The organism is Prauserella salsuginis, assembly GCF_024648885.1.
Taxonomy (GTDB): Bacteria; Actinomycetota; Actinomycetes; order Mycobacteriales; family Pseudonocardiaceae; genus Prauserella; species Prauserella salsuginis.
In genome coordinates this window covers 39231-52778 of record NZ_JANBBF010000013.1, presented here as the reverse complement: position 1 = coordinate 52778, position 13548 = coordinate 39231, and the positions used below count along the sequence as shown (strand labels likewise).

Here is a 13548-nt window from a genome sequence, read left to right as displayed (position 1 = left end):
CGGCCACCGGCCGACCGCCGGAAACGGCCAGACCGCGGGAGTGTGCGATGGGAAAGACGGTGGGCGTACGCGCCGCCGTCGTCGTGCGCGCTTTCGTGGTCGCCGCGTTCGCGCTGATCGCCTGGCTGCTCGTCACCGGATCGGCGTCGGCTTCGACCACGTCCCCGGGGCCCACTCCGCCGTCGGGATCGGCCGTCGACACCGGCCCTGTCACCGCCTCCGACGACACGGCGGATCCTGCCGACGACGCGGGGCTGGGCGGCATCGCGACCGGCGACACCGACAGCACACTCCCGCATCGGGCCGAGAACGCAGCGCTCAGCACCCCGGACGAGCGCGAACCCACCACTCCCGCCGCACCCGAGCCCGCAACCGGCGAGCCCACGACCGCGGACGTCCCGGAAGGCACGGCCGAGTCCGATACGGCCACCACCAGCGATGCGGCCACCACCGATACGGACACCGCGCAGGTCGGAGCGGACGTGGCCGAGCCGGCACCGGATGCCGAGCCGGAGCCTGCCGTACCGGCATCCGGTGACTCCGGCGGCGGTCTGGTCGCGGACCTGACCGGCGACCTCGCCGACGGGCTGACGGGCCGCGACGAGGACGGCGTGCTGCACCGCGTGACCGACACGGTCGACCAGGTCGACCGTGTCGTGCGCGACAGCGTGGCGCAGGTCGAGCGGACCGTCACCGGCACGGTCGACGACGTCGCGGCACCGCTCGTTCCGGCACCGCAGCCGCAGCCGCCCGCCGACCCGGCCGACTCCGAGCCGACGCGCGATCCGGCGCCGGTCGAAACGGCACCCGTCCAGGCGGACTCGCCCGCCCCGGCACGCCCGGCCGCTCCGGCGACACCCGCCCAGCCCGCACCACCCCGTGCCACGGGCACCACGGCCAACACGATCACCGGGCAGACGGCTCCGGCGCCCCAGGCCCACGGCGAGCCGACGTCACACGCGTCGCCGACAGTCCCGGCGCCGACCGTCCCGAAGCCTGCGCCCGCGAGCTCGATCGCCGGCGCGAACTGCGACAACGGCGGCGGCCGCAGCCATCAGGGCGTACTGCCGTCCACGCCCGCAGTCGAGCGGCTGCACGTCCTCGGCGCCGCGAATGCGAGCGACGTCGACGTCGACGCGGTCCACCTGGGCCTTCCTCCCACCGCGCCGGACTGACCCCGACCGGCATCTCCCTCGGGCAACTGTGCCCATCGGGCGGTTTCCGCCCGCTTCCGTAGTGACCCATCGCGTGTGCCGCAGTGCGTACACGTGTCCGTTTCGGGGTAATCCGCATGTATCGACGACTTCCCGCTCGGCCGACCGCGCCTGGCCGAGACGGGTCCTGGCTCCGGCGCCGCGCTGCCCCCGCGGCGCCGGAGCCGTGTTCGGGTGCGCGCCGCATCGCCTCGCTCACCGCGCCAGGTGGGGCGATGTCGCCGCTGCGCACCTAGCCGCCGGGCGGACCGGCATAGCGAGGGGCGATGCCGGTTCCGCAGGCGGCACTCCGTGTCCGCGTGACACGGATGGAGCCGGTGCGCTGGGTCTGACGCCGTTTTCTGGAGTGACGGCACCCCCGGGATCCAGCGCACCGGCTCCGCCTTTTCGCACACCTCCCGGAGTGACCGGCGTCCCACTGGCTGAACCCGATGGACCGCGCCGCCCGAGGCAGCCGATAGTGGTCCGTGTGGCGGCCACGGCGCAGTTCGAACTTCATCCGGTGACAGTGCGCCATGACCCGGCGCGGCGGTTGATCCAGCTGGTCGTGGGGCTGGTGCTGTTCGGCACGAGCATGGCGATGATGTCGCGATCGTTGCTCGGCCTGAACCCGTGGGACGTGCTCCACGAGGGCCTGATGCACCGCACCGGACTGACGTTCGGCACCGTGACCGTGGTGACGGCGGTGACCGTGCTGCTGTTGTGGATCCCGCTGCGACAGCGTCCGGGGATCGGCACGATCGCGAACGTCGTGCTCATCGCCGTATCGGTCGACCTGGTGCGGCTGGTACTACCGCCGCAGGAACACCTCGCGGTACAGATTCCGCTGCTGCTCGGCGGGGTCGTGCTGAACGGTCTGGCGACGGCGATGTACGTCGGAGCCCGACTGGGCCCGGGTCCGCGTGACGGCCTGTTCACGGGGCTGACGGCACGCACCGGTCTGTCGGTGCGCCTGGTGCGGACGGCGCTCGAAGTGTGCGTACTCGGCGCGGGCTGGCTGCTCGGCGGCACGGCCGGCGCCGGAACGGTGTTGTTCGCGCTGTCGATCGGCCCGCTGACTCAGCTGTTCCTGCCGTGGGTCGTGTGGCGTCCGCGCACGTGAACCGTCATACGGTGTTCCTGCGCTGCAACAATGCGCGGCGGAGCCGATCAGGGGATGCGCCTACGGCTGCGAGGACGTCGGCCGCCGGCCCCGGCACGGTGGCGAGCGCCGACAGGATGTGCTCGCCACCGATGGCGTCGTCGCGGACATCTTGCGCCTCCCGGAGGCTCGCTTCCAGCACGCGTTTCGCATCGTCGCCGAACGGCAGGTGCCAGCGGTTGCGACGCCGGCCAGGGTCCCCGGCGTCGGCCGTTCCCGCCGCCAGCGCACCCTCACCGTGGCGGTCTTCGACCCGGGCGACGACTGTGTCGACGTCGATGCCGAGGTCACGCAGGGCTCGCCGATCGGCTTCGCTCAGCCCGCCGTAACGGCGCAGTTCACTCACTCGATCGGTGATGACGCCCGGCCGCGCGTCGATCGCGGCGAGCAGGTCGAGGGCGCCGGTCCCGGCGGCGGTTCGGCCGGAGTCGACGACCGCGGTGAGCAGGTGCAGCGCATCGACCCGTGCGGAATCGTCGGCCTCGGCCCAGCCGACGGCCGTCGTGACGAGACTGCGTGCGTCCTTCGTGAACCGCTCGAACACGGTCATCGCCTCCCGTGCTTCTTGTGGACCGCCTGCCTGCTGACACCGAGCTCGTCGGCGATCTCCTGCCAGGACCAGCCGTGCACGCGCGCGCTGCGCACCTGCACCGCTTCGAGTCGCTCGAGCAACCTCCGCAGGGCAGCGACGGCGCGCAAGCCTGTACGGGGGTCGCTGTCACCCGCCTGGGTCGCCAGTTCGGTCGCGTTCGTCATGGTGTCAATTTAAGTTGACATAACACGCTTGTCAACAAGAGTTGACAACTATGGTGGTCCGCGTGCCACGGATCGAGATCGCCGAACAGGCCGGGACAGACCTGCGCGGCGATCCACGTCCGACCGAGGACCGCGTCGTCGTGGTCGACTCGGGCGGTGAACCGCAGACGGGCGCGATCGCCGTGCTCGACGGGGCGACCGAACAGCGTCCGGGACTGCCGAGCGGCGGCTGGTACTCCGAACGCCTGGCAGAGCGCCTGCGTGAGACGCTGCTGCGGTCATCCGACCCGGAGGCGGCACTCGCGGAAGCGATCGACGTCGTCGCACGCGACCACGCTCTGCAGGCCGGGGCGAGCCCGTCCAGCACGGTCGCGCTCGCCCGCTGGTCGCCGGACGTCGTCGACGTGCTGGTCCTGGCCGACAGTCCGGTGGTGAAGTTCGGGACCGACGACGTCGAGGTCGTTGCGGACGAACGACTGCCCCGGCTGCGCACAGCAGGCCGGTTGCGCACTCGAGCGGCGGTGGACGCACTGCGCAACCACGACGGCGGATTCTGGGTGGCCGAGGCCGACCCGTCGGCTGCGGCGCACGCCGTCCAGGCGCAGTGGCCGCGTGCCGAGGTGGAGACGTTGATTCTCGCGACCGACGGCGTCGCCGCGGGCGTCACCGACTACGGGCTGTTCGACTGGCACGGTCTGCACCGGCTCGCGTACACGCAGGGGCCGCAAGCCGTACTGGACACCGTGCGCGACGCGGAACGCTCCGACCGCGACCGGACCCGGTGGCCGAGACCGAAGATCCACGACGATCAGGCGCTCGCCGTGGTCGACTTCACCGCCCGATCCGGGTGATCTCAGGGGTTTACCCGGAACACACCGCTATGTCCGATGCGTTTATATGGACGTATGTCCAGCCCACCGTCGCACGCCAAGGTCCACACCGCGGACGTCGCGCGCACCCGTGCGTGGACGATCGCCGCGGCCGCAGGACTCGGCTGGGCCGTGTTCACGCTGGTCATCCTTCATTCGGTGAGCTCGTTCGACCCGTTGACCGACCCGCTGAGCCGATACGCCTTCACTGATCGCGGCGCCGGCATGCTCGAGGCGAGCCTGCTGTCCGCGGCCGTGGGCGTCGTGGCGGTGCGCGGCGCCGTGCTGTCCGCAGGTCTGCCGGTGAGCAGGACGACCTCGACGCTCGTGTACGCGACATCGACGGGCTTGGTCACGGCCGCGTTGTTCCCGGCGACCTTCAGTTCGGAGATCGACCCGGTGAGCGGCCGCATCCACCAGTACGCGAGCGTCGTGGCGTTCGCCAGCCTGCCTGCGATCGCCCTGTCACTGCTCGATGTCATGCGAGCGACCCCCGTTCTGGCTCGTGTCGCCTCGGCGTTGACGTTGCTGCTGCGGGTCGCACTGGTGAGCCTGGCGCTGTTCGGCGTCAGCTACGTCGCCGACGCGCTCTCGGGCGTACCCGGCTTCGCCGCGGTCGCCGACACCGTGTCCGTCGGGTTCACACAACGGATCGTCTTCATGGTGGACTTCGGCCTGCTCGCGGTGCTCCTCGTCGGCGCGATGCAGGGCGCCCGCGGATCCGCCACGGCGCCGACCTCGATGCCAGTGTCGACCCCTGCACCCGCGACCGCCTCGCCTGCCGGCTCCCCGATAGCCGGGCCGCCGGCGGCAGCATCTTCGGCCGCGGGGCTCACCGTCGGGCATGTGTCCGCTAGCTCCGCCGCCGCACAGCATTCACCAACGGTTGCGTCGCCCACGGTCGCCTCGTCCACCGTTGTGTCGCCGGCAGCGCCTGCGGCCACGGGACCCTCGCCCGCAGGCTGCCCGGCCGGCGAGTCCTCGCCTGCCGGCGACTTCGGTAGCGCCAGCGGGGAGTCCAGCCACTCCGTCACCCGCGAGACCGTCGACGACGACGCGAGCCGGTACGCCCAGCGCGGCTTCGGTAACACCGATCGGCAGCGCAGCGACAGGACCAACGTCATCACCTGATCAGACCCGGCCCACGACACTGTTCGTGAAACGACGTCCGTCACACACCGTCCACATCGGACCTTAGTTGTCCACGGCACATTTTCCGGCCGATCGGGAAACACAACGTGTGGCTCATACGTTTAACGGGTAGCTGCAGGACGCAGCCGGCACACGATTTCGGGGAGTAAACCGTGAACGCACACAGCCCGACCGCTCCGACCCAGAACCCGCAGCCGTCGCTACCCCGCGTCGACGAACCGGACGCCGCGCAGCGCCGCCGGGCCGTGCGCGCTATCGCATCGGCGGCACGCGACGCCGAGGACTGCGCACTGCTCCTCGACGCGCTCGGCTTGGATCCCGAGGAGGGACGGACCACCCTGCCGTCGCAACGTGATCAGTGACGCGCGGACAGTGACCGAACGCCGGTCCCACCACGCTCAGTCGATCCACGCTCAGCCGATTCACGCTCGGTCGATCCACGCTCGGTCGATCGCGTCGCGGCGACTGCATCGCTCCGACCACGTCGCGCCGACGGGCGTTCTACCGACCCGCGCATAGCCGGCCACGTGGCACCGCGACCCCTTTGCATCCGACCCGGTACAGCTGAGCTGACCCGGATGTCGGGGCCGCCGCGTACTGCACCAATCCGAACACGAGCTGCCGCTGACACGTGAGCCGTGCGCCGCATCGAACCGAGCGTTCGGTTGCGAACGTCGTCGACGTCAGGACTGAAGAGTCTCGACCACAACACACTCGACCACAGCACACTCGACTGGAGCGCACGCAGGCCGGAGCACGCAACCTGAAGCGAGGTCGGCGTCTGGCGTCTGGGCAGTTCTGGATGCGGAACGGGGCCGTCACCCCACAGGCCCTACGACGCTTGCAGCAGCTGATCCTGTGGAAAGTCCGCCCCCATCGCCGACGGATCCACCTGCCCGAGCAGGTGCAGGTGCGCGGCACACCCGCAGCCGCCCTCCACTGCTTCGCAGTCAATGACCAGAGAGTGCCGATCAGCCCCGAAGCTGAGACAGGCCATGTCCGTGCACTCGACGAACCCGGACACGTGTTCCACCAGCGTTCCGTGGCAATGGTCGATGCCGGCCTCGCAGCTCGAACAGGTCATGGCTCCTTAGTACCACCGCCTATCCGCACCTCCGGGACAGACACGCCCGCATGTGACGACGGCCCGCCCGAACCACCCATGCCGTTGGCCCGAACTGCACGATCGAAACCCGAACGACACGGCCGAACGACGCACTCGGCAGTCGCATCACTCGAACGCTCGGGGGGCCACGGCACCTCAGACGGACTTGCGGGCGGACCGGCTCGAACCGCCACGTGGCGCCTTCTCCGTTCCGGAGGTTTGGCCATCCGACGCAGTGGCCTTGTGACCCGCCCCGGATCCACTCGAGGGCCGGCCACCCGAGGACTCGCTCTCCGAGGGTTTGCTTCCTGAGGTTTTGCTTCCTGAGGTTTTGCTTCCTGAGGACTTGGTCTCCGAGGTTTTGCTTCCCGAAGTTTTGCTTGCCGAAGTGGTCGCCGAACCCTTGGCGCCCGACTTCTTCGCCCCCGACGACTTCTCGTTCGACGACTTCGCGCTCGTGGAGCCGCTGCCCGAGGACCTCGCGCTCGTCGTTTTCGTTTCGGCCGACTTGGAGCCCCGCCCCTTGCCGCCGTCCGCTTTGGAACCCGCGGACCGGGCTCGCGCAGTCCTGCCTGAGCTTGTCGATCCTGCGTTCTCGTCGGAACTTTCGCCCGCGTCGCCGGCCTCCCCGTCGTCCGCCCGCGAGTCGTCCGACTGCTCCGACGAGGTTGTTGATGCGGCTCCGCCATCGGCCGAGGCCGCATCCCCGTCCGACCCCGCACCCCGCGCCTCCTTCGCAGCCGTCACGCTCGCTTGCAGTGCCGACATGAGGTCGGTGACCTCGGGTTCGGATGCGGTCTCGGGTGGGTGTTCGGTCTCTTTGCCGTCGATCTTCGACTGGATCAGGTTCAGCAGCGCCTCGCGGTAGCTGTCCCGGTACTTGTCGGGTTCGAAGACACTGTCGGAGAGCGAATCGATGAGTGAACTCGCCATCGACATTTCCTGTGATCGAACCTCCGGCGCGTCCTCCCGCAGGAACGGAAAATCGACCTCGCGCACCTCGTCGGGCCACAACATCGTCGTCAGCACCATGACGTCCGAGACGACCCTCAGCACCGCCAGCGATTCGCGCTGCCGGATGGCCACCTTCGTGATCGCGACCTGTCCGGATTTGTGCAGCGCATCGCGCAGCAGCACGTACGGCTTGATCGCGGCTTTCTGCGGCTCGAGGTAGTAGCTCTTGTCGAAATAGATCGGATCGATCGCTTCGAGCGGAACGAACTCCTGCACATCGATCGACCGCGAGGTCGAGATCGGTAACTCGGACAGTTCCTTGTCCGTCAGCACGACCATGCCGCCGTCGGAGAGTTCGTAGCCCTTGGCGATATCGGCGTACGGCACTTCCTCGCCGTCCACCGTGCACACACGTTTGTACTGAATGCGTCCACCGTCGGCCTCGTGCACCTGGCGCAGCGACACGTTCTTGCTTTCCGTCGCCGCGTACAAGTGGATCGGAATCGTCACGAGCCCGAAGGACACCGCACCCTTCCACATGACGCGCATACCGAGAACGGTACGCGTTTTCGCAGTTCATCGACACCGATCACCGCCTGACCCTTCGGTCGATGGCCTCGCTCCGGACGTGCTCGACCTCCGAATTCACGCCGTCGACCTGCGCCGCCAGTTCCGGATGACTGTCGCGCAGATGGGCCGCTGCCGAGACCATCGGACCGATCAACAGCACCGGATCGTCCTTGCCGAGCGTCCGCGAAACCACATCCACGTACGGCCTCGCTTCGTCACCCACATCGTCGAGTGACCCGACCAATGCCGCGAGCTTGCGGACCACCTCGGAGTTGTCCTGAGCCCACGCTCGAACCGCCCGGTGCCCGGCTCGGCGATCACGCTCGGCCTGCACCCGCCCGTCGGCCGTCAACCCGAGTTCGTGTTCGGGTTTGTGCAGCCGCAGATACCGCCGTTCCGCGGCCTGCCTGCTCGCGACCCCCAACGCAGGTGCGAGGTCGGCCCAGCTCACACCCAGCCGACGTGCGGCACCGATCAGAAGCGGCTCCCAATCGGTGAGCTCGTCACGCAGCTCGCGCAACACTGCGAGTGCGGACACCACGTCGTCCGCACTCTCCACGTCGTCGTCGACGGCTCGTTCGACCGTCTCACGCAGTCCCTCGTAGCGATCCACATCGTCAACGTAACGACGACATCGAGCACTTGTCAACGGATCGACGACAGTGGTATCAATGGAGTCCAAGCAATCAGGGCTGCGGCCACACCGCCCGCAGATCCCCGGCAGCCACAGTGGGCGACGCTTCGGCAGTGACAGGTCGCCCGGATCGGGGTTGACTCACGGGGCCTCGCCGGAACTAAAGTTTCTTGTGACGATATTGAAATTTCATATTCCGAAAAAGGAGATATCAGTTCGGAGTCCGTCGACTTCCATCCCTCGACGTGGTACCCGGGAATCGGAACCCACGGACACCGGAGAGAAGAGCGGACCGGACCTGATCCGCCCGCCCGAGCCCCTCAGTCTCGGGCCGACGTTCGAACGCAGACGGTTCGGACACCACCGCACGATTGCGGAAGGAGAGCGACGATGCTCGACCGCGCAGCCCACGACGCACTGGTCGCGGCCGTCGGCACGGAGAACGTCATCTCCGATCCGGTACAGCTACGCAGCTACGAATGCGATGGCCTGACCGGCTTTCGGCAAATACCTTCACTCGTCGTACTCCCACGCGCCACCGAGCACGTCGCAAACGCCGTACGCGCCTGTCATCGGCACGGCGTCCCGTTCGTCGCACGCGGCGCGGGCACCGGACTGTCGGGCGGTGCAATGCCGGTCGCCGACGGCGTCGTGATCTCACTGCAGCGAATGCGCGAGATCGTGGACATCGACCCGGTTGACCGAAGAGCGGTGTTGCAGCCGGGCGTCACGAACCTCGACATCACGAAAGCTGCTGCCGCCCACGGGCTGTACTACGCCCCTGACCCGTCGAGCCAGCAGGTTTGCACGATCGGCGGCAACATCGCGGAGAACTCCGGTGGTGCGCACTGCCTCAAGTACGGCTTCACCACGAATCACGTGCTGTCCATGACCGTCGTGCTTCCCGACGGGGAGATCGTGACACTCGGCGGTGACACCGACGAACAACTCGGCCCCGATCTACGAGGTGTGGTCATAGGTTCGGAGGGGACGCTCGGCATCGCGTGTGACATCACGGTGCGCCTTCTCCGCACTCCGGAGACCGTGCGCACACTGCTCGCGGACTTCCCCTCCGTGACGGCGGCGGGCGACGTCGTCAGTGACCTCGTCGCCGCCGGCATCATCCCCGCGGCGGTCGAGATGATGGACAATCTGGCGATCCAAGCCGCAGAGAAAGCGGTCGGCGCGGGATACACCCTGTCGACGCCTGCGGCGCTCGTGGTCGAACTCGACGGGCCCGAGTCCGAGTGCGAGGCTCAGTTCGCCGAAGTCCGCGCGATCTGTGACCGGCACGGCTGTACGCGGCTGCACATCGCCGAGACCGCAGCGGAGCGGGCCAGGATCTGGAAGGGCCGCAAGGCTGCTTTCGCCGCGGTGGGGCGAATCAGCCCCGATTACATCGTGCAGGACGGGGTCGTTCCGCGGACACGACTCGCGGAAGTGCTGAACCGGATCGAGAACATGGGCCGTGATGCCGGTCTGCGCGTGGCGAACGTCTTCCATGCGGGCGACGGCAATCTGCACCCGTTGGTGTTGTTCGACGAGGATGCGGGCGAGCTGGAACGCGCCGAAGAACTGTCCACCGACATCGCGGAACTGTGCGTGGAACTCGGGGGCTCGCTGTCCGGCGAACACGGAATCGGCACGGACAAAGCCTGCTCCATGCCGCGCATGTTCGGCGAGGCCGACCTTTCCACGATGGACAGGGTGAGGACGGCATTCGATCCGCAGCACCTGTGCAATCCGGGCAAGCTGCTGCCCACACCGAGACTGTGCGGAGAACAGCCGGGCCGGTACCGGCCGCACCCGCTGGAAGAGGCCGGGGTGATCGAGCGTCTATGACCGCCACGATTCTGACACCGACGGACCTGCGTTCGGCGTGCGAGGCGTTCGCCGAGACCGGGGGCACGGTACGAATTCAGGGTGCCGGCACAGCCGCCTCCTGGGCCGGCACCACCGGCGCGGCCGACGTCGTCGTCGACACGACGGGCCTCACCGGGATCCGGTCCTACAACCCGGCCGACATGACGGTCTCCGTCGGCGCAGGCACACCGCTGGACCAGCTACAGGACGAGGTCGCCCAGCACGGCCAGCGCGTGGCATTCGACGCCGCGCGAGTACGTCGGGGCGCGACCGTCGCCGGCCTGATCGCAACCGCCGATTCGGGCCCACTGGCACTCGGCTACGGATCCATGCGTGACCTTGTCATCGGAGCGACCGTGGTGTTGGCGGACGGCACCCCCGCCAGGACGGGCGGGCACGTCATCAAGAACGTCGCGGGCTACGACCTGGCGAAGCTGATGCACGGCTCGTACGGCGCATACGGCCTGATGGCCGAGGTGGTGTTGCGCTTGCATCCCGCTCCGGAGGCACAACGCACCGTGGCGCTGGACTGCACACTGCCCGAAGCCGCCGACCACACGCGGTCATTGCTGGCCGAGGCACAGGAACCGGTGTCACTCGAGTGGGCCGACGGCACGCTGCTCGTCCGCATCGAGGGCACGACCGACGGCACCACAGCCAGGGCGCGAAGGCTCGTCGAACTGACCGGAGGCCGAGCGCTGTCGGATGACGAGGCAGCGGAATCATGGCAACGGCACGCTCGGTTGGTCGACGACGCGACGGTACGGGTCGGCTGCAGGCCGAGTCGCCTACCCGGTGTCCTCGGCCGGTTCGACTCGCCGGCGGTGGCCGGGCTGGCCACCGGTGTCGCGACGCTCTCGGTACCTGCAGCGCAGGTCGACCACGTCCATGACGCCGTCACGGAAGCAGGAGGGACCTCCGTGCGGCGGAGCGCGAGCGGTGGGCAGGCACGGTCGTGGGGGCAGCAGCCGTCCGCATTGCACGTGCTGCGGGCGATCAAACGCGAACTGGACCCGGCCTTCCGGCTGGATGCCGAACGTTTCGGAACGTGGCTCAAACCGGCCGCAGCCGCATCGGCCGAGCCCGCCGGCAGGGACACGAGCACCGGTACGACTCCGTCGAGGGCGGCGTCTCGGACCGCGTCGCCGACAGCATCCGGAGATTCCGCCGACGAGACGGCGCACGGAGCGGTGACCCCGGACGACGCGGCGTTGCGGCCGGTGGCCAGGACCCAGGCACCAACCGACTCCGGTGGGACGGAACCTGCCGGAACGGAACAGGAGGACTCGTGACGGACTCGAGTTTCGACGCGACCAACCCGCCGTCGCGCGAACTGCTGAACGACTGCGTCCACTGCGGGTTCTGCCTGCCGACCTGCCCCACCTACCAGTTGTGGGGTGAGGAGATGGACTCGCCGCGCGGACGGATCTACCTGATGGATCTCGCCGAGCGCGGTGAGATCGAACTCGAGGGCGCGTTCACCGAACACATCGATGCCTGCCTCGGATGTATGGCGTGCGTGACGTCGTGCCCGTCCGGCGTGCAGTACGACCGTCTCCTCGAGGCGACGCGGCCGCAGGTCGAGCGGAACGTACCGCGTGCCCGATCGGACCGTTGGTTCCGGAACGGAATCTTCGCGCTGTTCCCCTACCGGCGCCGGCTGCGTGCAGCGGCCCTCGGCGGTGCGCTCTACCAGAAACTGCGCCTGCCGGCGCTCGCCGCACGGATACTACCGCCGCGGCTGCGGGCAGCACAGGCGTTGATGCCGCAGGTCCGACTGCGGTCGGCGTTCGCGAGCCTGCCGCGTCGGGTGCGCCCGGCCGGCGCACCGCGCAAACGTGTGGCGTTGCTGTCGGGGTGCGTGCAGGACGTGTTCTTCCACGAAGTGAACACTGCGACCCAGCGTGTGCTCGCGGCGGAAGGCTGCGAGGTCCTCACTCCACGCGAGCAGGGATGCTGCGGCGCACTCGGACTGCACGCCGGACGTGAGCCGCATGCCCGCGAACGTGCGAAGCAGACGATCGCGACGTTCGAGAAGCTTCCGGTGGACAACATCGTCGTGAACGTGGCCGGATGCGGATCCTCGTTGAAGGAGTACGGCCACCTACTCGCAGATGATCCACAGTGGAGGGAGCGGGCAACGGCTTTCAGCGAGAAGGTACGGGATGTCACGGAGCTGCTCGCCGAGCTCGAGCCACGGGCAGAACGGCACCGTATCGACGCGAAGGTGGCATACCACGACGCGTGTCATCTCGGCCATGCACAGGGAATCCGGGAACAGCCCCGGTCGGTGTTGCGGACCATCCCAGGCGTTGACCTGGTCGACCTGCCCGAGGCCGAACTGTGCTGTGGCTCCGCCGGGATCTACAACATGACCAACCCCGAGCCGGCCGAGGAACTCGGCGAACGCAAGGCGCGGAACGTGCGAGCGGTCTCCCCCGAACTGCTGGTCACGGCCAACCCGGGTTGTCTGCTCCAGTTGCGGCGTTTCCTGGACGACGTGCCGATGTTGCATCCGGTGCAGCTGCTCGACGCATCCATCCAGGGCCGCAGGCCGACGGAGGCGCCGATGACCGAATGATCACGACACGGCTCAGGACGGTGCCGAATGGGCCAGGTCGTACTGGTGCATGACGTGTTCGACGAGCGCGATCAGCACATCCCTCGACGACGCGCGGTCGCGCGCATCGCACAGCATGAGCGGCACGGTGGGTGCGATGTCGAGAGCGTCCCGAACCTCGTCGACCGTGTAGCGGTGGGCGCCGTCGAAACAGTTGACACCCACGATGAACGGCACGCTGCGCCGCTCGAAGAAGTCGACCGCCGGAAAGCACGCCTCGAGACGCCGGGGGTCGGCCAGTACGACGGCACCGATCGCACCCTCCGCAAGCTCGTTCCACATGAACCAGAACCGGTCCTGCCCCGGCGTACCGAACAGGTACAGAATCAGCTCAGGGCTGATCGTGATGCGGCCGAAGTCCAACGCCACGGTGGTACTGACCTTCGACTCGACGCCGGTCAGATCGTCGGTGCCCGCGGACGCCTCGGTGATCGCCTCTTCGGTTCGTAGTGGCGGTACCTCACTGACGGAACCGACCAGGGTCGTCTTACCGACGCCGAAGCCGCCGGCGATCAGCAGTTTCGCGGCCGTGGTCTCTCCACTGCCGGGTTCGGGCTGTCCGGGTGTCATGGAAAACCGCCTGCGTACGTTTCGTGTTCGGATCCGCCGGAGCGTCCTCGCGGTAGTGGCACATGTTCGCAGGCGATCCAACCACGCGGGCGGCGACGTG

General features: G+C 68.4%; 13 protein-coding genes and 1 pseudogene. 8 read left to right on the top strand and 6 right to left on the bottom strand.

Annotated elements, in window-relative coordinates:
- The first annotated feature begins 47 nt into the window (after nucleotides 1-47).
- Nucleotides 48-1175 (top strand): hypothetical protein, encoded by a 1128-nt coding sequence (locus LY40_RS20535; protein ID WP_258937877.1) that lies wholly within the window; start codon nucleotides 48-50, stop codon nucleotides 1173-1175.
- A gap of 541 nt (nucleotides 1176-1716) precedes the next feature.
- Nucleotides 1717-2316 (top strand): membrane protein YczE, encoded by a 600-nt coding sequence (gene yczE, locus LY40_RS20530; RefSeq protein WP_258945841.1) that lies wholly within the window; start codon nucleotides 1717-1719, stop codon nucleotides 2314-2316.
- Between the two features lie 4 nt (nucleotides 2317-2320).
- Here yczE and LY40_RS20525 read toward each other — a convergent pair whose 3' ends face one another.
- Complete coding sequence (locus LY40_RS20525) at nucleotides 2321-2905, bottom strand: Clp protease N-terminal domain-containing protein (RefSeq protein WP_221212655.1); 585 nt, start codon at nucleotides 2903-2905, stop codon at nucleotides 2321-2323.
- Nucleotides 2902-3111, bottom strand: coding sequence for a helix-turn-helix domain-containing protein (locus tag LY40_RS20520; protein WP_183780114.1), 210 nt, complete (start codon nucleotides 3109-3111; stop codon nucleotides 2902-2904). The genes LY40_RS20525 and LY40_RS20520 overlap by 4 nt, the downstream gene beginning before the upstream one ends.
- Before the next feature lie 62 nt (nucleotides 3112-3173).
- Between LY40_RS20520 and LY40_RS20515 the strand changes: the two genes are divergently transcribed.
- The 3 genes from LY40_RS20515 to LY40_RS20505 all read left to right on the top strand — a co-directional run bounded on the left by LY40_RS20515 (nucleotide 3174) and on the right by LY40_RS20505 (nucleotide 5494).
- Nucleotides 3174-3962: a PP2C family serine/threonine-protein phosphatase gene (locus LY40_RS20515; protein ID WP_258937876.1), complete on the top strand. Its 789-nt coding sequence runs from the start codon at nucleotides 3174-3176 to the stop codon at nucleotides 3960-3962.
- Between the two features lie 54 nt (nucleotides 3963-4016).
- Nucleotides 4017-5111, top strand: a complete 1095-nt coding sequence (locus LY40_RS20510) for a DUF998 domain-containing protein (RefSeq protein ID WP_258937875.1) — start codon at nucleotides 4017-4019, stop codon at nucleotides 5109-5111.
- Between the two features lie 173 nt (nucleotides 5112-5284).
- Nucleotides 5285-5494, top strand: a complete 210-nt coding sequence (locus LY40_RS20505; RefSeq protein WP_183780126.1) for a hypothetical protein — start codon at nucleotides 5285-5287, stop codon at nucleotides 5492-5494.
- A gap of 470 nt (nucleotides 5495-5964) precedes the next feature.
- Here the strand turns inward: LY40_RS20505 and LY40_RS20500 are convergent, their stop codons facing one another.
- The 3 genes and pseudogenes from LY40_RS20500 to LY40_RS20490 all read right to left on the bottom strand — a co-directional run bounded on the left by LY40_RS20500 (nucleotide 5965) and on the right by LY40_RS20490 (nucleotide 8374).
- Complete coding sequence (locus LY40_RS20500; RefSeq protein ID WP_183785753.1) at nucleotides 5965-6216, bottom strand: hypothetical protein; 252 nt, start codon at nucleotides 6214-6216, stop codon at nucleotides 5965-5967.
- 711 nt (nucleotides 6217-6927) lie between these two features.
- Nucleotides 6928-7740: pseudogene (gene ku, locus LY40_RS20495) on the bottom strand (non-homologous end joining protein Ku); the annotation flags it as partial.
- Between the two features lie 40 nt (nucleotides 7741-7780).
- Complete coding sequence (locus LY40_RS20490) at nucleotides 7781-8374, bottom strand: HSP18 transcriptional regulator (protein WP_183780134.1); 594 nt, start codon at nucleotides 8372-8374, stop codon at nucleotides 7781-7783.
- Nucleotides 8375-8785: 411 nt separating this feature from the next.
- Between LY40_RS20490 and LY40_RS20485 the strand changes: the two genes are divergently transcribed.
- From LY40_RS20485 to LY40_RS20475, 3 genes are read left to right on the top strand one after another with little or no spacing between them, the layout of a single operon-like run.
- Nucleotides 8786-10237 carry an FAD-binding oxidoreductase gene (locus tag LY40_RS20485; RefSeq protein WP_258937874.1) on the top strand — a complete coding sequence of 484 codons (1452 nt, stop codon included), beginning with the start codon at nucleotides 8786-8788 and terminating at the stop codon, nucleotides 10235-10237.
- Nucleotides 10234-11550, top strand: coding sequence for an FAD-binding oxidoreductase (locus tag LY40_RS20480; RefSeq protein ID WP_307877050.1), 1317 nt, complete (start codon nucleotides 10234-10236; stop codon nucleotides 11548-11550). Before LY40_RS20485 ends, LY40_RS20480 begins: the two co-directional genes overlap by 4 nt.
- Nucleotides 11547-12839 carry a (Fe-S)-binding protein gene (locus LY40_RS20475; RefSeq protein WP_258937873.1) on the top strand — a complete coding sequence of 431 codons (1293 nt, stop codon included), beginning with the start codon at nucleotides 11547-11549 and terminating at the stop codon, nucleotides 12837-12839. Before LY40_RS20480 ends, LY40_RS20475 begins: the two co-directional genes overlap by 4 nt.
- A gap of 12 nt (nucleotides 12840-12851) precedes the next feature.
- Here LY40_RS20475 and LY40_RS20470 read toward each other — a convergent pair whose 3' ends face one another.
- Nucleotides 12852-13448: a GTP-binding protein gene (locus tag LY40_RS20470; protein ID WP_258937872.1), complete on the bottom strand. Its 597-nt coding sequence runs from the start codon at nucleotides 13446-13448 to the stop codon at nucleotides 12852-12854.
- Nucleotides 13449-13548: the final 100 nt, after the last annotated feature.